The sequence below is a fragment of the Oribacterium asaccharolyticum ACB7 genome, from assembly GCF_000238075.1.
GTDB lineage: Bacteria > Bacillota > Clostridia > Lachnospirales > Lachnospiraceae > Oribacterium > Oribacterium asaccharolyticum.
On sequence record NZ_JH414504.1, the window covers coordinates 1102245 to 1128943 of the forward strand.

The 26699-nt window shown below is 43.6% G+C and carries 21 protein-coding genes, 2 tRNA genes and 1 rRNA gene; 2 read left to right on the forward strand and 22 right to left on the reverse strand.

From position 1 onward, the window contains the following. Window positions 1-140 precede the first annotated feature (140 nt). Both HMPREF9624_RS04940 and HMPREF9624_RS04945 read left to right on the forward strand, forming a co-directional pair. Window positions 141-776: a hypothetical protein gene (locus HMPREF9624_RS04940; RefSeq protein ID WP_009536799.1), complete on the forward strand. Its 636-nt coding sequence runs from the start codon at window positions 141-143 to the stop codon at window positions 774-776. Between the two features lie 77 nt (window positions 777-853). Next, complete coding sequence (locus tag HMPREF9624_RS04945; RefSeq protein WP_009428105.1) at window positions 854-2641, forward strand: aminopeptidase P family N-terminal domain-containing protein; 1788 nt, start codon at window positions 854-856, stop codon at window positions 2639-2641. A 162-nt stretch (window positions 2642-2803) separates the two neighbouring features. Here HMPREF9624_RS04945 and gltA read toward each other — a convergent pair whose 3' ends face one another. The 22 genes from gltA to HMPREF9624_RS05065 form a co-directional block, all read right to left on the reverse strand. Next, the gene (gene gltA, locus HMPREF9624_RS04950; protein ID WP_009429974.1) at window positions 2804-4192 is read right to left on the reverse strand and encodes an NADPH-dependent glutamate synthase; all 1389 of its coding nucleotides are present in this window, start codon (window positions 4190-4192) and stop codon (window positions 2804-2806) included. A gap of 12 nt (window positions 4193-4204) precedes the next feature. Next, entirely contained in the window at window positions 4205-5086 is an 882-nt protein-coding gene (locus tag HMPREF9624_RS04955; RefSeq protein ID WP_009429477.1) for a sulfide/dihydroorotate dehydrogenase-like FAD/NAD-binding protein, read from the reverse strand. A gap of 203 nt (window positions 5087-5289) precedes the next feature. Further along, on the reverse strand, window positions 5290-6684 hold the full coding sequence (locus HMPREF9624_RS04960) for a glycine--tRNA ligase (RefSeq protein ID WP_009428947.1): 1395 nt from the start codon (window positions 6682-6684) through the stop codon (window positions 5290-5292). 266 nt (window positions 6685-6950) lie between these two features. Next, entirely contained in the window at window positions 6951-7601 is a 651-nt protein-coding gene (gene recO, locus HMPREF9624_RS04965) for a DNA repair protein RecO (protein ID WP_009536800.1), read from the reverse strand. 25 nt (window positions 7602-7626) lie between these two features. Continuing rightward, a complete protein-coding gene (gene era / locus HMPREF9624_RS04970) occupies window positions 7627-8583 on the reverse strand; it encodes a GTPase Era (protein ID WP_009536801.1) in 957 nt (318 codons plus the stop codon). Between the two features lie 150 nt (window positions 8584-8733). Beyond that, entirely contained in the window at window positions 8734-11634 is a 2901-nt protein-coding gene (locus tag HMPREF9624_RS04975; protein WP_009536802.1) for an insulinase family protein, read from the reverse strand. Between the two features lie 108 nt (window positions 11635-11742). Further along, window positions 11743-12597 carry a YdcF family protein gene (locus tag HMPREF9624_RS04980; protein WP_009536803.1) on the reverse strand — a complete coding sequence of 285 codons (855 nt, stop codon included), beginning with the start codon at window positions 12595-12597 and terminating at the stop codon, window positions 11743-11745. A gap of 3 nt (window positions 12598-12600) precedes the next feature. Next, window positions 12601-13827: a peptidase U32 family protein gene (locus HMPREF9624_RS04985; protein WP_009536804.1), complete on the reverse strand. Its 1227-nt coding sequence runs from the start codon at window positions 13825-13827 to the stop codon at window positions 12601-12603. Between the two features lie 24 nt (window positions 13828-13851). Next, a complete protein-coding gene (locus HMPREF9624_RS04990) occupies window positions 13852-14502 on the reverse strand; it encodes an O-methyltransferase (protein WP_036594754.1) in 651 nt (216 codons plus the stop codon). Continuing rightward, the gene (locus HMPREF9624_RS04995) at window positions 14486-15025 is read right to left on the reverse strand and encodes an endolytic transglycosylase MltG (RefSeq protein WP_009536806.1); all 540 of its coding nucleotides are present in this window, start codon (window positions 15023-15025) and stop codon (window positions 14486-14488) included. The genes HMPREF9624_RS04990 and HMPREF9624_RS04995 overlap by 17 nt, the downstream gene beginning before the upstream one ends. A 3-nt stretch (window positions 15026-15028) precedes the next feature. Then, complete coding sequence (locus HMPREF9624_RS05000) at window positions 15029-17104, reverse strand: ribonuclease J (protein WP_009536807.1); 2076 nt, start codon at window positions 17102-17104, stop codon at window positions 15029-15031. 21 nt (window positions 17105-17125) lie between these two features. Then, entirely contained in the window at window positions 17126-17392 is a 267-nt protein-coding gene (locus HMPREF9624_RS05005; RefSeq protein ID WP_009536808.1) for a DUF1292 domain-containing protein, read from the reverse strand. Between the two features lie 23 nt (window positions 17393-17415). Next, the gene (gene ruvX, locus HMPREF9624_RS05010) at window positions 17416-17841 is read right to left on the reverse strand and encodes a Holliday junction resolvase RuvX (RefSeq protein ID WP_009536809.1); all 426 of its coding nucleotides are present in this window, start codon (window positions 17839-17841) and stop codon (window positions 17416-17418) included. 49 nt (window positions 17842-17890) lie between these two features. Continuing rightward, a complete protein-coding gene (locus HMPREF9624_RS05015) occupies window positions 17891-18160 on the reverse strand; it encodes an IreB family regulatory phosphoprotein (protein ID WP_009536810.1) in 270 nt (89 codons plus the stop codon). Between the two features lie 214 nt (window positions 18161-18374). Next, entirely contained in the window at window positions 18375-20300 is a 1926-nt protein-coding gene (locus tag HMPREF9624_RS05020; RefSeq protein WP_036594636.1) for a flavocytochrome c, read from the reverse strand. Between the two features lie 215 nt (window positions 20301-20515). Further along, window positions 20516-22606 carry a molecular chaperone HtpG gene (htpG, locus tag HMPREF9624_RS05030; RefSeq protein WP_009536812.1) on the reverse strand — a complete coding sequence of 697 codons (2091 nt, stop codon included), beginning with the start codon at window positions 22604-22606 and terminating at the stop codon, window positions 20516-20518. 186 nt (window positions 22607-22792) lie between these two features. Continuing rightward, a complete protein-coding gene (locus tag HMPREF9624_RS05035) occupies window positions 22793-23656 on the reverse strand; it encodes a transglutaminase-like domain-containing protein (protein WP_009536813.1) in 864 nt (287 codons plus the stop codon). Between the two features lie 77 nt (window positions 23657-23733). After that, window positions 23734-24570 carry a KilA-N domain-containing protein gene (locus tag HMPREF9624_RS05040; RefSeq protein WP_009536814.1) on the reverse strand — a complete coding sequence of 279 codons (837 nt, stop codon included), beginning with the start codon at window positions 24568-24570 and terminating at the stop codon, window positions 23734-23736. A gap of 375 nt (window positions 24571-24945) precedes the next feature. After that, window positions 24946-25902 (reverse strand): AEC family transporter, encoded by a 957-nt coding sequence (locus HMPREF9624_RS05050; RefSeq protein WP_009536815.1) that lies wholly within the window; start codon window positions 25900-25902, stop codon window positions 24946-24948. A 126-nt stretch (window positions 25903-26028) separates the two neighbouring features. Next, window positions 26029-26102 (reverse strand) — tRNA-Ile (locus HMPREF9624_RS05055). Window positions 26103-26180: 78 nt separating this feature from the next. After that, window positions 26181-26253, reverse strand: a tRNA-Thr gene (locus HMPREF9624_RS05060). A gap of 62 nt (window positions 26254-26315) precedes the next feature. Continuing rightward, window positions 26316-26699 (reverse strand): 23S ribosomal RNA (locus HMPREF9624_RS05065); the annotation flags it as partial.

Here is a 26699-nt window from a genome sequence, read left to right on the forward strand (position 1 = left end):
TCTTCTCAAACTGCATTAAAAAAGATACAATGGAGCGGATGTACTTTCGAAAAAGATAAAGTTCCTACCGTAAGGGACTATTTTGGAAGAAGTATTCCGTTTATTGAGCACGAAAAGGCTGATTGATAGAAAGGAAGAATATGATTCAATTTGAACGTAGTAGCGTGATGAATTTTGAAAATGCAATTCGAGGCGCCAGAAATCCAATGAACTCGTGGGCAAAGGGAGACTCTTATTATGATGAGAAAGGACAATATATTTTAGGTCCGAATGACCTGTCCCTTGCCAAACGGCTTCGCCTGGCCGGTCCAGACCATAGAAAATATATCCGGCAGATTTTTGTATCTGTCGATATTACCGCTCCCCTTTATTGGTGGAAGGAATATGATACCTATAAAATCAGTACCGTTGCAAATTCAACTTCCACCATGCATAAGATTCATGCCAAGGAATTTACCCTGGATGACTTCTCTCATGACCATTTAACAGAAGAAGGCTTGGAGAGTTTGAAGAGAACGGTATCCGACCTTGAGCGAATCCGCCAAAAATATCTGGAAGAGAAAAAGAAGGAAGACTGGTATACCCTGGTACAACTTCTGCCCTCTTCTTACGAGCAAATGCGTACCTGTACCATGAATTATGAGAACCTGATTAATATGTACTATTCCAGAAAAAGCCATAAGCTTATGGAATGGCACAGTTTCTGTGACTGGGTGCAGACCCTTCCCTATGCAAAGGAACTGATCCTTGCCGAGAAAGAAAAAGAGGAAGGCTAATTTCTCTGAAATAATCACTTCTTTACATTTGTTCCGTATTCCCCAGTACCTTGGGGATTTCTATAAGGAGGAAAACTATGACCGTACCGGAGAGACTTTCCGCATTGCGTAAATGCATGCAGGAAAAACATATTGATATCTATATTGTTCCGACAGCAGACTTCCATCAGAGTGAGTACGTCGGAGAACACTTCAAAGCAAGAGCTTATATCACCGGCTTCACCGGTTCTGCAGGAACAGCCGTAATCACGCTCCATGACGCGAAACTTTGGACGGACGGACGTTACTTCCTGCAAGCTGCAAAGCAGCTGGAAGGAACAGGCGTTACGCTGATGAAGATGTTTGAGCCGGGTGTCCCGACTATAGAGGAGTACCTTGAGGCCGAATTAAAATCCGGACAGACTCTTTCCTTCGACGGACGCGTGGTCTCTGTCGGAGAAGGCGATGAATATGCAAGTATCGCCAAGAAAAACGGAGCCAAAATAGACTATCAGGAAGATTTGATTGATGCCATCTGGACCGATCGTCCATCTCTCTCCGAAGAGCCTGTCTGGTTCCTGGAGGAAAAATACAGTGGAGAAAGCACCGAATCGAAGCTTTCCCGTATTCGTAAAGAGATGGAAGATGCAGGTTGTGATACCCACATCGTTTCCACCTTGGACGATATCTGTTGGACTTTGAACATTCGGGGAAATGACATCGATTTCTTCCCGCTTGTTCTCTCCTATGCCATCATAAGGAAGGACAGCTTCGATCTCTATATCGATGAAAGAAAACTGGATGATAAGCTAAAATCCATCTTGGAAAAAGTCGGCGTAACGCTTCATCCCTATAACGCCATCTATGAGGATGTAAAAAAACTTCCGGAAAATGCCACTGTCCTCATTGATAAGTCTAAGCTAAACTATGCGATTTTTAACAATATCCCGAATGCTGTTTCTATCGTAAACAAGAGAAATCCGGAAATTCTCATGAAGGCCCTGAAGAATCCGGTCGAAGTCGAGAATATCAAGAAGGCGGAAATCAAAGATAGTGTTGCGCACGTCCGTTTTATGAAATGGCTGAAGGAAAATCTTGGAAAGATAAGAATCACGGAGATGAGTGCTTCCGAAAAACTGGATGAATTCCGCGCCGAAATGGGAAATTTTATCCGGGACAGCTTTGAGCCGATTTCTTCGTACGGTCCTCACTCTGCTATCGTGCACTACTCCTCCTCTCCGGAAACGGATGTAGAGCTTAAGGCGGGAAGTTTGTACCTTAGTGATACCGGAGCCGGCTTCTATGAAGGTTCCACAGATATTACAAGAACCTATGCCCTGGGCGAAGTTCCTAAGAAGATGAAAGATGATTTCACGATTGTTGCCATCAGCAATTTACAGCTTGCCAGTGCCAAGTTCCTGCAAGGCTCCAGCGGACTCACTTTAGACATTCTCGCGAGAAAGCCTTTCTGGGATCGGGGACTGAACTATAACCACGGCACCGGACACGGTGTGGGATATCTTCTCAATATTCATGAGGGTCCTGCCGGATTCCGCTATAAGTTTAGGGCCGGAGAAACCGAGGAGATTCAGGAAGGAATGGTCATTACCGACGAGCCCGGACTCTATATCGAAGGCTCTCACGGGATTCGTTTGGAAAATGAGCTTCTGGCCAGAAAAGGCGTTCAGAACGAGTATGGTCAGTTCCTCTATTTTGAAACCATCACCCTGATTCCTTTTGACCTTGATGCCATAAGTCTCGATATGTTAAATGAGGAAAATAGAAAGCTCCTAAACGATTATCATAAAAGAGTTTACGAAGAAATTGCTCCACACTTAAACGAAGAAGAAAAAGTCTTCTTAAAGAAGTATACCAGAGCTGTCTAAGCCTTCGCTTGCACCACTTGTTAAGAACGAAAAACAAATGGGAAAAAATGCCCCGGCGAGATACCGCACGCTTTGCAAGCGATACTCGTTATGAAAAGAAAAAGTGCACGGACTTTGCGTCTCGGGCACTTTTTTCGTCGAGGTATTTCTTCTCCCTATATCTTATTTCTTGGAAAGGAATTCATGGATTCCCTTTGCTGCAGCCTTTCCTGCGCCCATGGCCAGAATAACAGTAGCTGCTCCGGTAACGGCGTCTCCACCTGCATATACGGCAGTCTTTGTGGTTTCTCCGTTTTCTTCTTTCGCAATGATGCAGCCTCTGCGGTCCGTATCGAGTCCCTTCGTTGTAGAACTGATTAGCGGATTCGGAGAAGTTCCGAGAGACATGATTACTGTATCGCAATCCATCACATACTCGGAATTCGGAATCTCAATCGGTCTTCTTCTTCCGGAAGCATCCGGCTCACCAAGCTCCATCTTTACAATCTTTACACCGGTTACCCAGTCATTTTCATCTACAAGAATCTCTATCGGATTCTGCAGAAGGTCGAAGATAATGCCCTCTTCCTTCGCATGATGTACTTCTTCTTTTCTTGCAGGAAGCTCTTCCTCGGAACGGCGGTAAACAACGTGTACCTCTGCTCCCAGACGAAGTGCGGTTCTTGCAGCGTCCATAGCAACGTTACCGCCACCTACGACTACCACCTTCTTTCCGGCACGCATCGGCGTATCGGATTCCGGAAGATAAGCCTTCATCAGGTTATTTCTGGTCAGGAACTCATTGGCAGAAAATACACCGTTTGCACTCTCACCCGGGATATTCATAAACTTCGGAAGACCTGCTCCGGTTCCGAGGAACACGGCATCAAAACCTTCTTCATTTAAAAGCTCATCTACGGTAATGGAACGACCTACAAATACATTGGTCAAAATCTTTACTCCGAGCTTCTTTACATTTTCAATTTCCGGTCCAACAACCTTGGTCTTTGGAAGACGGAACTCCGGGATACCGTACTGCAACACGCCGCCCGGCTCATGGAAAGCTTCAAAAATGGTTACATCATAGCCAAGCTTTGCCAAATCTCCCGCACAGGTAAGTCCTGCAGGACCTGCACCGATTACAGCTACTTTCTTTCCGTTCGGCGCTCCTGCTTGAGCGGCCTGGAAGCCATGCTCTCTTGCCCAGTCCGCTACGAAACGCTCCAGCTTTCCAATAGCAACAGGCTCTCCCTTAATGCCGCGGATACAAACACCCTCACACTGTGTCTCCTGTGGGCATACTCTTCCGCAAACAGCAGGAAGCGCAGAAGAACGGGCAATGACTTCTGCAGCCTTCTCGAAGTTTCCTTCCTTTACCTCGTGAATAAATTCATTAATCTGAATGGATACGGGGCAACCTACCACACACTTCGGATTTCTACAGTTCAAGCAACGAACTGCCTCTTCCATCGCTTCTTTTTCCGTATATCCTAAACATACTTCTTCAAAGTTTTTTGCACGAACTTTCGGTTCCTGCTCAGCTACAGGAACTCTTTTCATCATATCAGCCATAATTTTCCTCCCTTAGTTGCAATTTCCGCATCCACCATGGGACTTCTCAGCTTCCAACAGTTCCAGAAGTGCCTGTCCTTCTTCTGTCTTGTAAGTCAGCTGTCTCTTCATGGCCAGATTAAAGTCAACCAAATGTCCGTCAAACTCCGGTCCGTCTACGCAAGCAAACTTTACCTGGTCTCCTACAACCAGACGACAAGCGCCGCACATTCCCGTTCCGTCAATCATAATCGGGTTCATGGAAACAATGGTCGGAATTCCCAGTTCTTTGGTTGTAAGCGCTGCGAACTTCATCATAATAACAGGACCGATAGCAATACAACGAGTGTATTTCTTTCCTTCTTCATTAACCAGACGCTTTAAAACATCGGTAACCACACCCTTATCGCCGTAAGAACCGTCATCCGTCGTTACATAAACGTTCTTGGCTACTTTGCGTAAATCCTCTTCCATAATGAGAAGATCCTTATTTCTTGCTCCCAAGATAACATCCGCTTCAATTCCTCTCTCATGAAGCCACTTCACCTGCGGGTATACCGGTGCTGCTCCTACACCGCCTGCGATGAAGATGATGTTTTCTTTCTCCAGCTCTTCCTTCGTCATTTCAACAAGCTCGGAAGGACGTCCCAAAGGACCTACGATATCGGTAAAATAATCGCCAACCTTCAAGTGACTGAATTTCTCTGTAGATGCACCGATTACCTGAAATACAATGGTAATGGTTCCCTTCTCCCTATCATAGTCTGCGATGGTTAAGGGAATTCTTTCTCCAAGTTCCCCTAGCTTTGCAATCATAAACTGTCCCGGTTCCGCCTTACGAGCCACATAAGGTGCTTCCACATCCATGAGCCAGTCTTTATCAACGAGATGCTCAACTCTAGTGATTTTGTACATGCTCTCCTCCGTGTTTCATGCCTAGATTAGCTAGGTATAATACTCTGTTAATATTTTCTCTAACTTTACTATTGTAGCAAAAAAATCAATAAATACATGTTTTTTTTTAGTGCAGACCCTAAAAAAATACAAGAGGCGGGGAGTCGCCTCGCTCCCGCCTCTCTTTCATATGAATGACTTCGTATTTATTCGTTTATTCTCTTTTAAAAAGCAAGCTTTTCATCAAAGTATTTCTTCAGATCCGCAATCGGAATACGAACCTGTTCCATGCTGTCTCTCTCTCTTACCGTTACGGCATGATCATTTTCCGAATCAAAGTCATACGTGATACAGAACGGCGTACCGATTTCATCCTGTCTTCTGTAGCGCTTTCCAATATTTCCTCTGTCATCGTACTCGCACATGTAGTACTTGGAAAGCTCCTCATGAATCTTCTCCGCACCTTCCCCGAGTTTCTTGGACAAGGGAAGAATACCGATTTTAATCGGAGCCAGTGCCGGGTGGAAGCGGAGAACGGTTCTCTCATCTCCTCCCTCCAGTTCTTCCACATCATATGCTGCACAGAGGAAGGCCAGAGTTACTCTGTCCGCACCGAGAGACGGCTCTACAACATACGGAATATAATGCTCATTCGTCTCATCGTCAAAATAACTCATATCCTGACCGGAAACCTTTTCATGCTGGGAAAGGTCATAATTGGTTCTGTCCGCAATCCCCCAAAGTTCGCCCCAACCGAAGGGGAAGAGGAATTCCAGATCCGTCGTTGCCTTGGAATAGAAAGAAAGCTCTGCCTGCTCATGGTCCCTCGCACGAAGCATTTCCTTCTTCATGCCCAAGCTGTACAGCCAGTTCTGGCAGTAGTCTTTCCAATACTGGAACCACTCCAGATCCGTATCCGGCTTACAGAAGAATTCCAGCTCCATCTGCTCAAACTCTCTGGTGCGGAAGGTGAAATTTCCCGGCGTAATCTCATTTCGGAAGGACTTTCCAATCTGTGCAATACCGAAGGGAAGCTTCTTTCTGGAAGTTCTCTGCACATTTTTAAAGTTCACGAAAATACCCTGTGCCGTCTCCGGACGAAGATATACCGTATTCTTCGCATCCTCCGTTACCCCCTGGAAGGTCTTAAACATAAGGTTAAACTGGCGAATACCGGTAAAATTCCGTTTTCCGCAGCTGGGGCACGGAACTTGCTTTTCTACAATAAAGTTCTCCATCTCTTCCTTAGACCAGGCATCTACGGAGCCCTCCAGAGCAATACCGTTTTCCTCACAGAAATTCTCTATCAGCTTATCCGCACGAAAACGCTCTTTACACTCTTTACAGTCCATAAGAGGATCGGAAAAGCCTGCCAAGTGACCGGAAGCTACCCAGGTTTGCGGGTTCATCAAAATAGCACAATCAATGCCTACATTGTACTTGGATTCCTGCACAAACTTCTTCCACCAGGCTTTTTTAATATTGTTTTTCAGTTCTACACCGAGGTTTCCGTAATCCCAAGTATTTGCCAAGCCGCCATAAATTTCGGATCCCGGATATACAAAACCTCTGGACTTTGCCAAGGAAACAATGGTGTCCATCGTATAGTTTTTTGCCATAACACTTCCCTCCTCCATTTTTCCGATTTATTTTCCATGAAGATAACTTAATCAACCAACAAATAATATGAAGTCTTTGCTATTCTGCTCCTTATGCGTTGGATAATTAAATATCAGTTTAGCTTTTTTTTATAGAAAAATCCAGTCCGCTTTGTTGATTCATTGCTTTTTGCTATTACAAAGGAGAAATCTTATCCCAGTTCCCTGCCAAACGAGATATCACACGCTTTGCGAGAAATACTTATTATGAATAAGCGTTTCAATCATTACTGTTTTAAACTCTTTAGAATCTTCAGACTATGAAATTGCATGGGAAAGCTCTCCCTGCAGAGCATTTCCACATTGCCGCAAAAATCCAGTAAAGTTCCTTCTTCCAGCCTAAAGGTGTACAGCTTATTAAGAGGGCTGGAGAGAACATGGCCCCACGCCTCCATAACCGCTTTTTTCGTGGAAAATGGCGGCTGCTCCGTATATTCCCCTTCCAATTCAAGGAGACGCAGTTCATAAATAGCCCGTACCAGTTCATTTTTCAAATCCTTGTGCAGCAAAGCCTTTAAAGAAAGATAAATCAAATTGACCATTTCCTCCGCAGGCAAATTCTCCTGGGAAACAAAATCCGCCAGTTCCAGAAAGTAGGCCGCATAGCAGGCCTTTTCCAAGTCAAGTGCAATTTCTTCAAAGTAGGCATCGACTTTTACACTTTGCAGGTTGTAGCCGCTTTTCCCTTTCTTCAAGGAAAATGTTCCGAAGACAAAGCTCCTGCTTCCCGCCATAAGAGGAGAAGAAGGGCGCTTTGCCCCGCTTGCCCAGACGGTCATCTTCCCCTCTTCCATGGTTAGAATGCTTAGCCTCTTATCAAACTCCCTCTGACTGTGCTCGGAAAGAACCACTCCATGCACAACGACCTCTTCCTTCACTACCCTTCCTCTCTACTCTTTCACTTTACTTCTGCTCTCTGTATCCGTATTCCTGTAAATATGCAGGATTCTCTCTCCAGTCCTTCCTGACCTTCACAAAAAGCTGGAGATTGACCTTTGCTTCCAAAAGCTTTTCTATCTGAATGCGTGCACCGCTACCGATGCTTTTTAACATACTGCCGGCTTTTCCGATAATGATTCCCTTATGACTTTCCTTCTCGCATACCAAAGTTGCTTTCACATCCCAGATTCCGTTTTTCCGCTCCTGCATGCTGTCAATGAGCACCGCAATCCCGTGTGGAATTTCCTTATCCAACTTGTACAAGGCCTGCTCCCGAATCAGCTCTTTAGCAATTTCCCGTACCGGAAGGTCTGTGACCGTATCTTCATCATAGTAACGGGGACCATAGGGAAGGAAGGAAAATATACTTTCCAAAAGTGTCTCCAAACCCTGATTCTTATAGGCGGAAACGCCGACAATCCCGACAAAAGGAAGACAGTCCCGGTACTCCGCCTTCTTTCTTTCCAGTGCTTCCTCTCCACCCAAAAGATCAATTTTATTTAAGACGAGAAGAATCTTCCTTTTACTGTGGGAAAGGAGCGATAAAATCTGCTCCTCCTTCTTTCCCTTCTGCTCGGTGCTGTCTACAATCCACAGGATAAGGTCTCCGTTTCCGAGTGCCTTCTCCGCCACACTTTCCATATAGACGGAAAGCTTATTCTGCGCCTTGTGGATTCCCGGCGTATCGTGAAAAACAATCTGACCTCGTTCATCGTCATAGACGGCCATAATCTGGTTTCTTGTGGTCTGTGCTTTTTTCGAGGTAATCGCAATCTTCTGCCCGACAAGCGCATTTAAGAGGGTGGATTTTCCGGCATTCGGAAGGCCCACAATAGAGACAAAGCCGGATTTAATCATCTCCTCCTTGCTTCCTCCATTTCCATTTTCCTTTGCAAAAAAATCCTCAATAACCTGATTCATGCTATTTTCCCTCTCTTTTGACCGCTTTCCCTTTTCTACACCTTTATCCACTTCCGGGTCTTTATCGGTCCCAGTCTTTATCGGTTCTAGTCTTTATAGTCCGAGGCTTTATCGGTCCGCGTCTTTATCGATCCATTTCTCTACAATGTTTCAGACCTCTTCAATTGTATCAAAGTAGCTCTTGTTCTCCTCTATCTTTTGCCCATTCCCGATGGTGCAGAGAATTTCTGCGGAAAAGGCCTTTTCGATATATGCGGAAAGCTCCCGGATTGTTTCCGGATTAGCGGAAAGTACCTCTTCTCTTTCCCTCTGCAAATCTTCATTTGTTAAATGAGAAAGAGTGCAGCTTAAGCCGAGCAGAAACTTCGTGTAGGCAGGCTTCGGCGTATCCATTTCCGAAATAGCTCCGATAATGAACTTCGTCATTTCCAGTTCCGTTGCCTCGAAATTGCGTAGATAATCCGCAATTTTCTTATATACTTCATAGCTTCTGCCAACATGAGGATCCCGATAGGAAACCACATAGCTTTCCCCGCTTCTACCAAAACCGCTCATGACACCGTAGGCATTGCCCTTTTCCCGGATATTTTTCCAAAGGAAATCAAAGGTGAGTGCATTTTTCATTACCTTCAAGGCACCGGTGTAAGGAAGCGCTTCATCTCGGAAGGAGCCGACTCTTGCCACATAGTTCACCTGAGAAGGCGTAATCCAAGCCTTTCTCTCTCCCTCTCCCGCAGCAAATACGCTTTCTTCCCATTCTTCCTTCTCCGAAAAATGTTTTGCAAGAAAGTCGGAAAGGCTCACTTTTTCCTTACGATAAATCTCCAGATCACCTCCTACTGCTACACATAGATTCTTTCCTTCTAAGAGTTTCTTGCTAAGTGCAGTCAGTTTTTCCCCTAAGTTTTTCGGATTCTTCCGGAAATCCTCTTCCAGTTTTTCAATAAAATGATAATATCGAATTCCCTTTACCCTCTCATGGTAAAAGGATGTCGGAGAAAAGCTCTCCATAGCGGAATTAACCGCATAACTGTGCCCTGTACTCTCCAGCCGCATTCTCTCTCTGGACTTAATTTCCAAAAGAATTTCAGAAAGACGCTTTTCATCGGAAAGGTGGGTATGGAAGAGAATTTCCTCCAGATACACTAAGCCCTGCTGCATTTCCCCTTCTAAAAATTTAAAGCCCAGGCTAAAAACACCGGTATACTTGTTTTTATTCAGAAAATCCGGATAGGACGTGATGTCCGTTGAAAAGCCGCCGCTATGCAGATAAATCTCCGAATTCAAATCCTGGAAACGGTAATGATCCGTATCCATATAGCCAAATGCGGTGCTCAGGACGGAAAGATACGAAAGCTCCTCCTCCGAAAAATCTCTTGTATTAAAGAGCAGTCGAAGATATAATACCCCCTTCGAATCCACCGGATAAAGCAATATCCGCTTCCCGGAAAGATTCTCCTCTTCTCTTAGATAGCTTTCCGCTTTCTTTCCGAGGTCTTCCCGTGAAAGCACCGGGAGGCTTTCCAGTGCTTCTTTACTGTTTTCCCGATTCTGATAGTGAAGAAGCGCCTCTTCTTCTTTTTTGATTGACTCTACCTCTTCTTCAGACAACGTCTCTTTTTTCTCCTGAAGTTTTTTCGCAAGCTTCTCCGCATTTTCTTCGGTCAAGCCCTGTTTAGGAAGAAGTGCCACAAGAGAGGCGTGCTTTACATCCAGAAAGTACTCTTTTAAAAGTGCCTCGAAGTAACCTTCATCCAATGCTTTCTCCAGTTCCTTAAAATAGCGGTCCTGCTCGAGATACAGCCAGGGTTCACCATCGTAAAGCCAAGAGTCCAATGCTTTTAAGCTGTAAATCAGGCCCTTCGGGGTATTGCCGTAGTCCGCTTCCTTATACTGGAAAGCATCGTGGTGAATAGCCGCACGGATAGTCTTGTGATCGAGTCCCTTCTCCGAAGCCTCCCGAATACAGTCCTGAATGACCTTTAAAAAACGAGCCTTATCTTCTTCCTTCGCATTCTTCGCGGTAATGGTAAAGTAATGCTGTAATACGCCGTCTGCGTAACCTCCGAAGATGTCTTCTCCTAAGCCTTCCTCCAGAAGACGCTGCTTCAGCACCGCTCCGGGACCGGAAATCAGAGCATGACCGATATAGGAAAAGGCCAAGCTTTTCTTTGCATCTTGGTCTATATCCAGCACAAAATTATAGGAAAAATAGGCCTTTCCCTCCGGATTTTCTTCCTTGGAAATCGGATAATACTCTGTCTCCTCGGACATTTTCCGGAAGCTCTTCTGCCTTGCAATCTCGGAATCGGGGTTAATCTTTGTGTATTCCGCCAAATACTGTGCGTCCAGCCAGTTCAGCTTCTCCTCCATATCCAGATCTCCGTAAAGGATGATATAGGAATTGGAAGGATGATAGTAACGCGCATGAAAAGCTTGAAAAGCCTCATAAGTCAGATTCGGAATGTCTTCGGGATCCCCGCCGGATTCGTTTCCATAAGTAGTATCCGGAAAAAGAGAATGAAAAATATAACGTTCCAGCACCGATTCCGGTTCGGAAAAGGCCCCTCGCATCTCATTGTAAACCACCCCGCTGTAGCCTAAATTTCCCTTCTCATCCAAGGTATAATGCCAGCCCTCCTGCGAAAAGGTATGCGGATTCTTTATACAGTTCGGATGAAAAACGGCATCGCAATAGACGTCCATAAGATTCTGAAAATCCTTGTCATTGGTGGATGCTACCGGGTAAACCGTTTTGTCCGGATAGGTCATGGCATTTAAAAAAGTATTGAGCGAGCCTTTAATAAGCTCCACAAAGGGATCCTTTAGGGGAAACTTCTCCGAACCGCAAAGCACGGAGTGCTCCGTAATGTGCGCAACTCCCGTGGAGTCTGTAGCCGGAGTGCGAAAAGCAATGCTGAAAACCTTATTCTCATCCTGATTTTTCAGACAAAGCACTCTTGCTCCGGACTTCTTATGCTCGTAAACCTTTGCTTCCGTAGAAAGCTCCGCAATATTTTTTTCCTGTAGTAAAGTATATTTTTCCATCATCCTTTTAAAACCCTTTTCCTTTCTGAGCCTTTTCCTAACAACATGCGTGCCGAATGCTTCTAAATCTTCTTCCGCTTGCGTGCCGAATGCTTCTAAATCTTCTTCCTCTTAAATCTGATGAAACAGTCTTCCCAAGAGCACCGATAGAACTTCTCTTGTATAATAATGCGGAATCAGGTAAAGCGGTTCCTCCGCACTCATTGTCACAAAGTAATATTCCTGTTCTTCCTTGGCAAATGCCATGCAATGGAAGAGCTGGTACTGGGAACTGAGTATTCCCACATGAGGCGGTCTATCCTCCCATTCCAGAACATCCTCCTTGATATAACTATATTCTTCATCCTGAAAATTAAGTCCTTTTTCCCTTTGTACTTCCATATCCTGAAAATACAATTCTTCCCTCCATTCCGCAATACTGTTCAAACCGAATTGTATTTTTTCTTTCGTATTTTTCGAGTAAAACTCCATCAATAGGCGATCACCTGAAATTCCGCTACGGAGAAGGGCATGATACATCACGCTGGACTCCGCACTGGCGCTGTACTTTCCCCTTCCGCCTACAAGGATAAATCTGGTGTTCGGATTGTCTTCCGCATAGTTTGCCGCAAGCTCCAACCGCTTCTTCAACGTCTGTGAAGGCCTGTTATCCTCAAGTTCACAGCCCAGGACCAGGACATAGTCCAAATTATTCTCTGCCTTTCCGAACTTGTACCTGCTCAGGAAAAAACATAATGCGAAAAATAATACAATGAAAATGCAATAAGTACTCAGACAAAATACCTTCGCTCGAAACAAGAGCGAATTTCTCTTCCACTTCGCCTTCTTCCTGAAAAGGAAAGATAAAAATAGATGAAGAAGACCGATGATAAGCCAAATCCAAATATCGGAAAGAGCTGTTGTGGTCCAAAGAAAGGCAAAATATAAAAAGGAAGCGATACCCATCAGTAAAAAGAGAATCAGCATTTCTTACTCCATTCTTCTTAAAACATCCTGTACGCCGGGTAATACGGAAAAGCGTAACTTAAGTTGCTGCTTGGAATGAGGGCAGGAGTTGATTTTCTCTCCGCTTTCCAAGTCTTCCATTTCCAAAACCTCCGTGAGAATGTCTTCTTGCCCGGGGCGCATAATCGCAATCCTTTCCCCTACACTGAATTTGTTTTTCTGGGTAAGAAAAGCATAGTTTCCCTCTACCTTTTCTACCGTTCCGAGGTAAGTTGCCCCCGCCTTATAAGTATTGTTCCCGTAAATCTGATCTTCCTCTGTCGGTTTTTGGTAGTAAAATCCGGTACTGTACTCCCTGTATGTGCACTTTCGTATCTCATCCTCATAGAAAGGAATATTTCTTTGGTACTTTGTCGGGTCCTCCAGATAATCTCGAATGGCCATCTTATACGTTCTTGTAACGGTAGCCACATAGAGTTCCGTTTTCATTCTTCCCTCTATCTTTAAAGAATCCACTCCTGCTTCAATAAGATCCGGAATATGCGCAATCATATTTAAATCTTTTGAATTAAATATATAGCTTCCTCTATCATTCTCGAAAACGGGATAGTATTCTCCGGGACGTTTTTCTTCCATCAGAGAATACTTCCAGCGACAAGGATGGGTGCAAGCCCCCTGATTTGCATCCCTTCCTGTGAAGAAACTGGAAAGCAGACATCTTCCTGAATAGGACATACACATAGCTCCATGAACAAAAGCTTCGATTTCCATCTCTTCAGGAATGTGTTCCCGAATTTCCCGGATTTCTTTTAAGCTTAATTCTCTGGCACAAACTACACGCTTTGCTCCCAGCTTCCACCAAAAAAGAAAGGTTTCATAATTGGTGTTGTTGGCCTGCGTGGAAATATGAAGTTCTACCTCCGGCATAATTTCCCGGGCCAGCATAAACGCGCCCGGATCGGCAACCAGTACCGCATCCATTCCAACACCCTTTAGTTCCAGGAAATATTCTCGCATAGGCAATAAATCTTCATTATGGGCCAGGATATTGGCGGTTACATAGACCTTGACTCCTCTTTCATGGGCATACGCTACCGCTTCTTTCATTTTTTCAATGGTGAAATTCTTGGCATTTGCCCGGAGTCCGAAAGCCTCTCCCCCCATATAGACCGCATCCGCCCCATAGTGTATGGCGGTTTTCAATCCTTCCATGGACCCCGCCGGAATCAGTAACTCTATTTTTCTATTCATCCTACTCAACTTTCTACTCAATTTCTATTTCTTAACACTGATGCTCACACCGTCTCCGATAGGCACAATGCTGCTTTCCAATTCCGCATTTTCCCGTAAAAGATGAAGAAACTCCCTCATTCTCTTATGAATGGTTCTTTGCCTTCTCTCCAAAAAGAAGCGACTTTCCAACAGGAGTCCGTCCTGCAATATATTATCACAAAAGAGCACACCGCCGGTAGGTAAGAGTTCTAAAATAAGGGGGAGCCACAGAGGATATTGCGCTTTTGCCGCATCCAAAAAAATAAAATCAAAGCTTTTCTTTTCCAAAACAAGCCGCTCGAGGATTTCTCCGCCATCCCCTTCCAACAGGGTAATGTTTTCAGAATAGGGACTTCTTGCAAAATTCTCTCTCGCTTTTAGAATTCTTTGGGGAAAGTTTTCCACTGTGCTCAGCTCTGTATTTTCTCCCAGACTGTAAAGCATAAAGAGCCCGGAATAGCCTACTGCGGTCCCCAGTTCCAGAATTCTCTTCGGTTTATGCATCTCCAAACATACGCGAAGAAGCGCCGCGGTCTCATCCCGAATAATCGGGACTGCATCCTTCTGCGCTTCCTCTCGAATCTCCTCCAACAGGGGCTCGTTTTCTCTTAAAAAAGCCCCTATAAAATCGCTGATTCTATTGTTCGCCTTCATTTCCTGCATCAATTTCCTGTTGCTTTCCGCTTACGGAAGAATTTTCCTGCTCATTTTCGTTTCCGCCGCCTATCACATTTTCTTCCTCGGTTTCGCTTTCGCCCTCATTCTCCTTTACCAGATTTTTATCGCTCAACTCCTGGTTTTTCTTTCCTTCTTCCGCTATAAAATCCAGCATTTGCAACTGTGTCATAGCCGTGCTCAAAGTGTAGCTTCCCGGCAAAAGAGAAGTGTGATAAAGCTTAGCCTTCAAAACAAAGGCCTGCGTATTGTCGATTAAGCCAAGGCTCTGCAATTTATCCGCAATTTCTCCGGCACTCTCTCCCTGCTTAATTTCCAGAGTAATCTCTCTTCCGGGTTCTTTTTCCATCGCTCTCTCATATAACAGGCCATGACCATACCCGTAAGCAATCTTCACGCCTTGTAAAATCAAGTACAGAAGTCCGATTAAAAAGAGAATACGCAAGGAAAAACTGAGCAGAATTTCCGTAAAGGAGCGAAATGACTTTCTTCTGCTGTTCACCAATTAAACCTCCATGATAACCGGCAAAATTACGGGATTTCTCTTGATTTTCTTCCATAAGAAATCCGCCAAACTATCCTTAATCAGGTTTTTAATCTTTCCCCAATCATTCATGCGACTCTGCAGGCAGTCATCCACCACATTCTGGACGGTGAGTCTTGCTTCCTCCATTAAGTCCTCTGACTCTCTCACATAAACAAAACCGCGTGAAATCAAGTCCGGACCGGCCATAAGGTTTCCGGAGTACCGTTCCAAAGTCAGTGCAACAACAATAATACCGTTTTGAGAAAGATTTTGCCTGTCTCGAATGACAATGTTGCCGACATCTCCGATGCCGAGGCCATCCACAAAGACTCCGCCTGCCTGTACCTTCTCTTTGATACTGTAGGTCGTTTCTTCTCCATCGGTTGTAAATTCCAGAACGTCTCCGTTATCAATCATCAGGCACTGGTCTTTCTCCACTCCCACAGACTGGGCAATCAGAGCAGCTGCCCTTCTGTGATGAAACTCTCCATGGAAGGGTATCGCATATTTCGGCTTTACCAGAGAATACAGAAGCTTTAAATCCTCCGCACAGGCGTGACCGGATACATGAGTATCCTGCATAATCACCTTTGCACGAAGCTTATACAACTCATTAATTACCCGGTCTACTGCAAGCTCATTCCCGGGAATCGGATGAGAAGACATGACGACAACATCATTCGGCCCGATATGAACCTTCCTGTGCATACCGCTTGCCATACGGGAAAGAGCCGCCATGGACTCTCCCTGTGAACCGGTTGTGATAAGCACGGTCTGCTCGTCCGGATAGTCCTTCAGATTCTCAATATCAATCAAGGTTCCTTCCGGAATATGAACATATTCCAGTTCGGAAGCCACGGAAATAACATTCACCATGGAACGCCCTTCCACAACAACCTTTCTTTTGTACTTCACGGCAGTGTTAATAATCTGCTGTACACGATCTACATTGGAAGCAAAAGTTGCCACAATGATTCGGCTGTTTTGATGCTCTGCAAAAATCAGATCAAAGGTTCTTCCTACAGAACGCTCCGACATAGTGAATCCGGGTTTTTCCGCATTGGTGGAATCGGACATCATCGCCAATACCCCATTTTTCCCCAGCTCCGCAAAACGCTGCAAATCAATCTGATCGCCGAATACCGGCGTATAATCCACCTTGAAGTCTCCGGTATGAACGAGTACACCTGCAGGTGTCGTAATCGCAAGAGAAGCCGCATCCTGAATGGAGTGATTCGTCTTCACGAATTCCACCTTAATGTCCCCAAAGCTTACGCTTTGTCCATACTTCATGGTCTTCATCTTTACAAGCTTATCCATCCCATTTTCCACAAGCTTCTTTTGAATCAATGCCAGTGTCAGCTTGGTGGCATAAATAGGAACATTAATCTGCTGTAAAACATACGGAAGAGCACCGATGTGATCCTCGTGTCCATGCGTAATAACAAAGCCCTTCATCTTGTGAATCTTGGACTTGATATAGGAGATATCGGGAATAACTAAGTCAATACCCAACATATCCCCACTCGGGAATGCCAAACCGCAGTCCACGATAATCAGAGTATCTTCCGTCTCAATGGCGGTAATATTCATTCCAATCTGATCCAATCCTCCAAGAGGAATAATCTTCACGGAACCGTGAAAACCGTTCTTTGGCTTTTTCCCTTTATTTTTGCTCTCCTGTACCTCCATTGTATTGGCCAGTAACGGGAAATCCTCTAAACTGTATTCTCTTTTGTTTGTATTTGTATTTCTTCTACTGCCGAAGTTCGGAACCAGAGCTGATTCCGAACGCTTTCCGCCTTCCGCGGAATTGCTTCTTCCACGACCTGTCCCAGGCGTCTTTACCGGTGTCTTTGCCGCTACATCGACTCCCTCTTCCGCATTTCGTTTTCGCCCGGGCCTTCTTCCGTTCATGGTCTTCGTACTTCTGCTGTTTTTATGCTGTGCGCTTTCTTCCAGCGCATCTCTCGGCGTTAAATTACTCCGATGAATATTCACAATTCTATGCGGCGAATCCGCTTTAACTCTTGTTTGTTTCTTTTCTTCTTTCATATATTTCCTTTCTTCAATCCCTTATCGCTCTATCGTAATATCTTCCCCTTCTAACATCTTTGCAAATACATCCATCACCGATTCCGCTTCATCGCCTTCCGCAAAAACATAATCCGCTTCTTCATCCTCCGGTGCCGAAATGTCCTTCATCACATAGCAGGTACCGTCCTCTCCTTCCGGTGCATCCGTCACTAAAATATAATTTACCCCGTTCACCACGGTTTCTTCCAGAATTTCCAATTCCAAATTTCCATCATCCGACTGTAAACGAATTCTTCCGCCTTCCATTCATTCCTCCTCTAAAACATTGCTTAAAGCTTGCCCTTAGTCCGTAAATAATCCTCTAAGATAACCTGTGCCGCCACTTGATCCAGAACTTCCTTCTGTTTATTTCTCGGAACTGCATTTTCATCCAAGATAGCCCTTGCTTCTATGGTACTCAGCCGTTCATCAAAAAAAATAAGGGGACAGGAAAGCTTTTTTTTCAACAACTCATAAAAGGCAGTTGCTTTTTCCGCCCTTTCTCCTTTGCTGCCATCCATATTGAGGGGTAGTCCCAAAACGACTTCCCCTACATTTTCCTCCAAAACCACTTTACAAATGGCTTGCACCGTCTTCCTAAGTTGTCCTTCCCTCTCTCTCCACAGAGTTTTGTAAGGTAAAACAGTGTATCCTAAAGCATCTGTAATGGCGAGTCCCACGGTCTTAGAGCCATAATCCAATGCCAAAATGCGCATACTACTCCCATAAAGAAGAAAAGGTCTCTTCGGAGTCTCCGAACAGACTTTATGCCTTCTTCAATTTATTTTCTACATAATTCCGCATCAGTTCTTCCAGGATTTCATCCCGTTCCACCTTCATAATCAAGCTTCTTGCACCCTTGTAGCTTGTAATATAGGTAGGATCTCCCGACATAATATACCCGACAATCTGACTGATGGGATTGTATCCTTTTTCATTCAGAGCTTCATACACCCGCTCTAAAACTTCTGTCACAGCCAAACTGCTGTCTTGTAATGGTCTTATAATTTGCGTATTGCTTAAATCATGATTCATAATGGCACGTCCCTCTTAAAACTTGTCTTATTCTAGCGCATTTCCCCTTATACTGCAAGTCCGGACAAAATTTTTATAAAATCGTAAAAAAAGACCTTCCCGAAAAACCTGAGCCCTTCGATTTAACAAAAGGGGAAAAGTTTTCCTCCGGAAAAGTCTTTTTTATTCATAATGAGTATCACTTGCAAAGCGTGCGATAGCTCGTTTTTCAAACTTATTTTGCGTAACTTGCCGCGGATTCTCCCGCAATCTTACCGAAGACAGTGAAATCGCAAACGGCATTTCCGCCGAGACGGTTTGCACCGTGCACTCCGCCGGTAACCTCTCCCGCCGCGAAGAGTCCCGGAATCGCCTTTCCTTCCTTATTCAGGACTTCCGTCACGGTATTAATCTTTAAACCGCCCATGGTGTGATGTACACCCGGAGTAACCTTAATGGCATAGAAAGGTGCGGTATCCAAAGCGGCAGCAAAGCTGGTTCTTCCAAACTCCGCATCTTCCTTCTTCTCTACTGCCTCATTCCAGCTTTTTAAGGTTTCTTCCAAGGCATCGGCAGGAACACCCATGGCCTCGGCAAGGCTCTTTGCATCATTTCCCGTTACGGTGTAGCCGGACTTGATATAGCCCTGAATAACAGCGGATTTCTCCACCATCTTGTTGTCAATCACAAGATAAACCTGCGAACCGGTCTGTGCAATCTCAGCCTTGGATACGGCATCTCTGGTTCCTACCTCATCGGTGAAACGCTTTCCTTCCATGTTCACCAGAATGGCACCGTCTCCGCGTAAGCCTTCCGTAATAAGATGCGCATCCGTGGCCGTCACTGTCGGATGAATCTGAATCTGGTCCATGTCTACAGTATCCGCCCCGATGGCTTCCGCCATGGTAATTCCCTGGCCGAGTGCCCCGGCAGCATTTGTGGACATATAGCCCTTTAAGGAAGGCTGATACTTCTCCACCATTTCCATATTTGCCGCAAAGCCGCCCGTCGCAATAATAACAGCCTTTGCTTTTACATTGACCTGACTGCCATCTGCAGAAAGCCCGTGCACACCGGTTACATTTCCGGCATCATCCTGCTCGATTTTATCCGCCGTTACGGAAGTGAGAAGCGTGATGTTCTCTCTGTCATTGATATTCTTTTCTAAAATCGGAACCATATAGGAACCTACAGCAATCACCTTATTGTTCTCGTCTACCGGACGGTGAATTCTCTTTACGGAAGCACCTCCAAAAGCACCGACATTATGGATTGTCATACCGAGTGTTTCCAAATAATCGATAGCCGGACCTGAATTCTCCGCGAGAACCTTTACGAGTTCGGGATTATTCGTTCCCTTACCGCCAATCATGGTATCCAGCTCCATGAGTTCCACAGAATCAAAATAGCCCTCCGGCTTCGCCTGATAGGCTGCATACTGCTCTTTCACCTTTGCTGCCAAAGCGGTAATTACAGCATTGTCCGCATATTTTTCCGCTGCGGTTGCCAAAGTCTTCTCTACACCGGAACCTTCTTCAAAAGAATTTTCCGCCTGCCACTTGGTAGCAGCCGCATTCATTCCGCCGGTTGCGCGAACGGAATTTCCGCCCACGATACCCTGGCTCTCCAGAATAACAACCTTCTTTCCGCTGTCTGCTGCTGTGATTGCGGAAATCATACCTGCTCCGCCTGCACCGATGACACAGACATCCGCTTCCAGATTCTGGTCTTCTTTTTTAGCGGAATCGGCACTTGCCTGCGCCTTGGCAAACTTTTCGGTATCTAATCCCATTTCCTTTAACGCCTGTTCCACACCGGTTCTGAGTGCTGTGGAAGAAATGGTTGCTCCGCTGATTCCGTCTACATTAAAGGTCTGCTCCTCTACCATCTTCCCCGGCAAAGCCGCTACGGCCTTACTTCCGATTCCCTCGGTTTCCTGATTGCTCAACACATTTACCGCATAAATCTTGTTCTCATCCGCGCTGACTTCAATCTGCATATCTCCGCCAAAGCCCGGAACGGTAACCGTAGTCTTCTTTGCCGTAGCGGGTGCATCCGCGCTTTTTGCGGAAGGACCGCTCCAGGAACGGATTCCCAGAATCACGGCAACCAAAATTCCGGTAAGGATGACCAAATACGATAAAAACTTTTCCTTTTTCATACTCTCCCCTAAAATCTGAATCCTCTCAAGACTCAAGTGTAAGCCTTAAGCTTTTCCGCAGTAAAGAAAGATTCCGCTTTTCTTTACCAAGTTCCAAAAAATCATCCTTATATTTATACCATAGTTGCATTTTTTCCGCCATTGACAAAACCGGCGGAAAAATAAGATTCTTCCACCGGTTTTTAGAGATTTTGACAAAATTTTCACCAAGTTTATTATTCGTCTTTTGCAAGCTCCAAAAGAATTTTCTCCGAACGAGCAATAAAGTTCTTCATTGCCTCTCCCTCGAGCGGCGCATTTTGGATGCGTGCCAAATCATAAAGCTGCTCTTCAATAAGCTTTCCGGAATCCGTTTCCGTGCTTTCCTCATGTTTGAGAAGATATTGCACGAGCGGATGTCTTTCATTTAAAATCAAGGTTTCTTCAAGCGGTAGCGCCCCCATCGGCATACCGGACATCGCATACATCTTCATCATATCCTGCATTCTGCGGGATTCCTCGGAAATAGAAAGAAGACTCGCCGGCGTTTCGGAAAGGAGTCTGTCCACTTTCACATGAAGCTTATCCTTGGAAAGTAAGCCTTGGAAAGCCTTTTCCAGCTTTTCTCCCGCTGCTTTCAACTTCTCCTCATCATCAGAGGAAAGCTCGTCTTTCATGGCCTCCTGCACATCGGCATCGATTCTTTGGAAACGAAGCCCGCTGTTCTTCGCCTCCAGCTCCGTGATAAAGGGCTGGTCGATTCGCTCTGTAAGGTAAACCGCTTCTTTCTTGTGCTCCTTAAAGAGGGAAATGTACTGACTCTGCGCTACCGCGTCGGAAACATAGTAGACCTTTTGAATCTTTTCTTCTTCCTTATTTTCTACCTGATCTGCAGTATCTGCTACCGGAGCATCCTTTTCCTCCTTCACATCCTCAATAAGTTCCTCGGAAGATTTCGCTGTGTCTACTCCATTTAAAGCCTTGCCCTTCTCCTTTAATTCAGGAAGCGTACAATATTTTTCCTCCAAATCCTTGAAGAGAATATAGTCGGTCATCTTCTCCGCAAACTTACTGTCACGAAGCACACCGTACTTAATAAAAGGAGAAATGTCATCCCAGTACTTCTCATAGGACTCTCTTTCCGTCTTACACATACCGGAAAGTTTCTCCGCTACCTTCTTCGTAATGTAGTCGGAAATCTTCTTTACAAAGCCGTCATTTTGCAGCTGAGAACGGGAAACGTTCAGGGGAAGATCCGGACAGTCAATCACACCCTTTAAAAGGAGCAAATACTCGGGAATCACTTCCTTGATATTATCCGCAATAAAGACCTGGTTGTTATAAAGCTTAATTGTTCCCTCAATCGACTCATACTCCGAGTTAATCTTCGGGAAATAAAGAATCCCCTTCAGATTATACGGATAATCCATGTTCAGATGAATCCAGAAAAGCGGCTCCTTATAGTCATGGAAGGTCTTTCTGTAGAAGTCGAGATACTGCTCTTTCTCCACTGTAGAGGGAGACTCTCCCCAAAGCGGATGGGTATCATTTAAAAGAACGGGGCGCTTTTCAATCTTCAGCTTGGCTTCCGTCTTTCTTTCTTCTCCCTTTTCATCCTTTTCCACCTTCTCGGGAATTTCCTCGAGTACGATGTCGGAATCCAGTTTCTCCTCCTTGGAAATGATTTCACTGTCGCGCGGATATTTATCAAGGTAAATCTCTACCGGCATGAAGGAGCAGTACTTCTCAATCACGGAGCGAAGCTCCCATTCATTGGCATACTTCACACAGTCTTCATTTAAATGAAGCGTAATATCCGTACCGTGCTCCTTCTTCTCACCGTCCGTCATACTGTACTCGGTACCGCCGTCACATGTCCAGTGCACGGGGGTAGAGCCCTCTTTATAGGATAAGGTCTCAATCTCCACCTTGTCCGCTACCATGAAGGCGGAATAAAATCCCAGGCCGAAATGACCGATGATCTGATCGCTGTTTGCCTTGTCCTTATACTTCTCGATAAACTCGGTCGCACCGGAAAAAGCAATCTGCGTAATATACTTTTCTACCTCCTCCGCAGTCATACCGATTCCATTATCGCTAAAACGAATTGTCTTCTTCTCCGGCTCAACTGTAACCGTAACTCGCCCCTTAAAGTCAGACGGCTTCGTCCACTCTCCAATTAGAGAAAGCTTCTCCAGCTTCGTTACCGCATCCGTTGCATTGGAAATTTGCTCACGAACAAAAATGTCCTGATCACTGTACATCCACTTCTTGATAATCGGGAAAATATTTTCACTATGAATAGATAAAGATCCATTTTTCTGCATAAACAATACCTCTTTTCAAATTTTTTACTTACAAATATGAAGTATAACACAAAAATTAGCACTCTTCAATATAGAGTGCTAATTTTCCTGTATCATTCGTGCTATTTTTCTGTATCATTCATGTCTACCCAAAACCTGTAAAGCTTTTAATTGCTTGTTTACCATTTACCTCTTAAGTTAAAAATTCTATGATTTTAAATTAGCTATATTTTCGATTTTCTTTAATCTTTTTTGAATATTATCTTTCAATAAAAAGTACTTCTCATCCTTATAAATTTGAGGTACTTCATCTACTAAGTATTCCTCTGACCATTGATTTGAATCCCATAAATTTTTAGGAGTATGAATAGAAAAACTATAATTTTCGATTCCACTTTCTATCCTACACATTATAGGAGTATAACTACCATTTTTTGTATACTCGATGTAAGTACTATATATTTGGAAACTTTTAGGTTTTTCTAAGATTAGTAAATAAAAAACCACCTCTAACAATTCTTCACTTTCAAAGATAGTATCTTGATGTATCCACGGAGCAAATAATAATCCTGCATATCTATGGTCTCCAAATTCATCTGCTTGTTTTAGATACTTTCTTTCTAATTCTTTATTCCATTTTAAGAATTCTTCAGGAGTTTTTATCTCGTATTCTTGGTGTTGACAATCAAATCCACAAAACTTTCGATAAGGATTTGTTGGATCAATTAATTTCCAAACACTATTTTCTTGAACTGTAAGACAAATATGTTCTTGAGGATTTTTATAGCAATCAGTTTTGAGTAATACATATTTAACTTTAAAACCTAAAGTAATTAATACTGAAGCTAAAAAGTTTGAATAATCTCCACATGTCCCGGATCTGAATTCTAAAAGATCTAAGTCACTTCGTTGTAATGGAAAATAAGGTGAGTTTAAACGACTATACGCTATGTTATTGTCTAGCCATTCAAATATCTTTAAAGTCGTATCCTTTAAACTTAAGTTTCTTAATTCTAATTCTTCGATAAATTGAGTTATCTCTTCATTGTTTGGATGAATATATTGCTCCATAAATCTCCTTTATAGAAATATTTTTTTTAAAACTTATTACTAGTAGTGGGCTTTATTAATTAATGCAATTATTTTTCTCATTCCAATTTTTTAATACTACTGTCACCAAGTTTTTCAAGTGACATCAATTGTGTTCTTGCAAGTTTTCTAAGTTCTATCATTCTTTCTTTTTGATCCATGCCTTTACCAATAAGGATTGCATTATAGCTTTCCATATTTGCTAGTACCAATAATTCATTCAGACTTGCATAATCTCTCATATTTCCCTTTAAGTCATGATTTTCTTCACGCCACTGTTTTGCTCGCTTGTTAAATAAGGCAACATTGAGCATATCTGCTTCACTTGCATACTTGTAAGACAACTGTTCGTTGGTAAGATCCTTTAAGAGATATTCTTTGATTGCATCTATATGAATTTTATAGTTAATCTTGGAGATTTCTCTATTTAAGTTCCAACCTAATGATAATCTTGAATTCTCATCATCTTTTAATCTTTGATAATCTTTGATGATATATAGCTCAAACTCTGCTGAAATCCACGAAGCAAATTTAAATGCAATATCCTTGTGCGCAAATGTACCGCCACCTCTTCCAAGCTTCACATATATTCCTTTTGCATTTGTCATATTAACCCATTTCTGAGGAGATAAGGTAAATGCGTTACTACCTGCTTCTTTCAAAAACCCCTCGAATTCGAGGGGGTTAAACTCAAGATTATTTAACTGCTCCCATATTCCTAAATATTCTATCGTGTTATAGTTTCTCATCCAATTTGCAACAACCACATTCGGCTCTTCACTATTTTTATATCGTGCAATATCTGTAAGACTGATATAGTCATTCTTAAAATCTTCTGTGTACACTTGAATAGCAATACCTTTTGCTTCGATCGTGTCTTTTTTTACCTTAGACATGTGAGTTCCTCCTTTATGCTGATGTACTGTTTACAACACTTATTTTCCTAAAACTCTCCTAAACAGCACAATTCATTTTTTTGATTTAGAATTTAATAGAAGCTCTAAGCCCCTTGTATTTACTTGACTATTTGCCTGTGTCAATATTATGACACGAGACCCACAAGTTGGATCATACACTTTGTTAATGCTTGTTTTTCCATCCATTACAAGTCTGGCTAAAAGTTTGGAAACCGGTATCTATATCTTTAAATAGACCCTTAATAGTATCCTCTGCCATTGTTCCTATTGCACTACCCTCTATGGCATTAAAGATATTTACTAAATCTGTATCTCCTGCCTTTCGTTCTGCAATATTAAAGATTGATATAAATCTCATGTCAATATTTTGTCACTGAAAAAGACCATAATCGGAATAGACACTACCGTAAGAAGCGTTGTGAAAATATTGATGCAGCTTGCATACTCCTCGTCTTTTCCAAAAAGAATAGCAAACTGAGCAACGCTTGCAGCTGATGGCGCTATTGCACTTAAGTAAGTAACTAAAAATAAAGTCTGATTATCCAAGAATCCATCCACTACACTAAAAGCTTTAATCAGCAAAAGATAGCAAAGAGGTAGGGCGAATAAACGCAAAAAAGAAATAAGATAGATTCGCTTATAAAAAAAGATCTTCTTCACCTGCATCCCGCCAAGGGCAATACCCGTAATCAACATACTGATAGAACCAACCATCTTCCCTAAGTCGGAAATGGCAAGAGCAAGAGGATGCGGTAGAGAAAGCTTTGTAAAAAAAAGAAAAGCACCAAAAAGAATCGCCAAAATGTTCGGATTAAGAAGAATTTTCAAAAAGAACTTGGCAGATCGCTTTTCACCGACTATTTGCCCCTGAAACAATTGCAGACCATGCGTCCAAATCAGAAGATTAAAGACAGTAATATATGCAGAAACATAAAGAAGATATTCATCACCAAATACACTTGCAACAAGAGGTAGCACAAAATAACCGCAATTCGTGTACTCTACAGACATTTCCTCTACGGAGCTTAAATTCAATGGCCTTCTCAGCACCCTTCCCATGAAAAGAAAGAGAAAATTCGCCAAGATTGCATAAAAGAAACACAATAAAAGATTTCTTCCGGCAGTTTCACTGAGCTCTATCGAAAAGGAACTCACAATTACACAGGGGGAAAGAAGATAAACAGTAATTTTGGAAAGAGGCAAACTGTCTTCTTTTTTTAACAATCCGCTTTTCACCAACATTCCCCCGGCAAATACCATGAGTAACAGAGATGCAATTTTTGCCAGTAAAGGAAATATAAGGGGAGACATAGTTTCGCCTTCTTTCTGTACACATTTTTTGTTATTCTAACATAGAAAATCACATATAGGTCTGTAAGAAGATTTTCTATCTAAAAAATTTCACAAAAAAAGACAATGCAATGCACTGCCTTATCATGGAACCGCAGGGACTCGAACCCTGGACCGATCGGTTATGAGCCGAGTGCTCTAACCAACTGAGCTACGGTTCCGCAGAGTATTATAAATGAAATCTACATCATTTAGCAAGTATTATAAGAACAAAAAAGCCTAAGCGACGCTTAGGCTTAAGCCGATATTCGGACTCGAACCGAAGACCTACTGATTACAAATCAGTTGCTCTACCAACTGAGCTATATCGGCACACCTTTACAAAACCACATATCTGAAATCATTCCAGCAGTAAAACATATCAATCAGACGCATTGGATAAGCCCTCGACCTATTAGTAGCTGTCAGCTGAATGCTTTGCAGCACTTACACCTCAGCCCTATCTACCTCGTTCTCTTCAAGGGGTCTTACTCTTAACGATGGGATATCTCATCTTGAGGTTGGCTTCACGCTTAGATGCCTTCAGCGTTTATCCATTCCCAACTTGCCTACCCTGCGATGGGATTGATTCCCAACAGGTTCAGCAGAGGTCAGTCCATCCCGGTCCTCTCGTACTAAGGACAGATCCTCTCAAATATCCTACGCCCGCGCCGGATAGGGACCGAACTGTCTCACGACGTTCTGAACCCAGCTCGCGTACCGCTTTAATGGGCGAACAGCCCAACCCTTGGGACCGACTTCAGCCCCAGGATGCGATG

Excerpts from the sequence above, each read along its gene's own strand:
- HMPREF9624_RS04955 (WP_009429477.1), bottom strand. The coding sequence starts at position 5,086 with ATGTACAAAATCACTAGAGTTGAGCATCTCGTTGATAAAGACTGGCTC.
- htpG (WP_009536812.1), bottom strand. The coding sequence starts at position 22,606 with ATGCAGAAAAATGGATCTTTATCTATTCATAGTGAAAATATTTTCCCG.
- HMPREF9624_RS04945 (WP_009428105.1), top strand. The coding sequence starts at position 854 with ATGACCGTACCGGAGAGACTTTCCGCATTGCGTAAATGCATGCAGGAA.
- ruvX (WP_009536809.1), bottom strand. The coding sequence starts at position 17,841 with ATGCGCATTTTGGCATTGGATTATGGCTCTAAGACCGTGGGACTCGCC.
- HMPREF9624_RS04980 (WP_009536803.1), bottom strand. The coding sequence starts at position 12,597 with ATGCTGATTCTCTTTTTACTGATGGGTATCGCTTCCTTTTTATATTTT.
- HMPREF9624_RS05000 (WP_009536807.1), bottom strand. The coding sequence starts at position 17,104 with ATGAAAGAAGAAAAGAAACAAACAAGAGTTAAAGCGGATTCGCCGCAT.
- HMPREF9624_RS05050 (WP_009536815.1), bottom strand. The coding sequence starts at position 25,902 with ATGTCTCCCCTTATATTTCCTTTACTGGCAAAAATTGCATCTCTGTTA.
- era (WP_009536801.1), bottom strand. The coding sequence starts at position 8,583 with ATGAATCAGGTTATTGAGGATTTTTTTGCAAAGGAAAATGGAAATGGA.
- HMPREF9624_RS05040 (WP_009536814.1), bottom strand. The coding sequence starts at position 24,570 with ATGTCTAAGGTAAAAAAAGACACGATCGAAGCAAAAGGTATTGCTATT.
- HMPREF9624_RS05035 (WP_009536813.1), bottom strand. The coding sequence starts at position 23,656 with ATGGAGCAATATATTCATCCAAACAATGAAGAGATAACTCAATTTATC.
- HMPREF9624_RS05015 (WP_009536810.1), bottom strand. The coding sequence starts at position 18,160 with ATGAATCATGATTTAAGCAATACGCAAATTATAAGACCATTACAAGAC.
- HMPREF9624_RS04975 (WP_009536802.1), bottom strand. The coding sequence starts at position 11,634 with ATGATGGAAAAATATACTTTACTACAGGAAAAAAATATTGCGGAGCTT.
- HMPREF9624_RS04990 (WP_036594754.1), bottom strand. The coding sequence starts at position 14,502 with ATGAAGGCGAACAATAGAATCAGCGATTTTATAGGGGCTTTTTTAAGA.
- HMPREF9624_RS05020 (WP_036594636.1), bottom strand. The coding sequence starts at position 20,300 with ATGAAAAAGGAAAAGTTTTTATCGTATTTGGTCATCCTTACCGGAATT.
- HMPREF9624_RS05005 (WP_009536808.1), bottom strand. The coding sequence starts at position 17,392 with ATGGAAGGCGGAAGAATTCGTTTACAGTCGGATGATGGAAATTTGGAA.
- HMPREF9624_RS04960 (WP_009428947.1), bottom strand. The coding sequence starts at position 6,684 with ATGGCAAAAAACTATACGATGGACACCATTGTTTCCTTGGCAAAGTCC.
- HMPREF9624_RS04985 (WP_009536804.1), bottom strand. The coding sequence starts at position 13,827 with ATGAATAGAAAAATAGAGTTACTGATTCCGGCGGGGTCCATGGAAGGA.
- HMPREF9624_RS04940 (WP_009536799.1), top strand. The coding sequence starts at position 141 with ATGATTCAATTTGAACGTAGTAGCGTGATGAATTTTGAAAATGCAATT.
- gltA (WP_009429974.1), bottom strand. The coding sequence starts at position 4,192 with ATGGCTGATATGATGAAAAGAGTTCCTGTAGCTGAGCAGGAACCGAAA.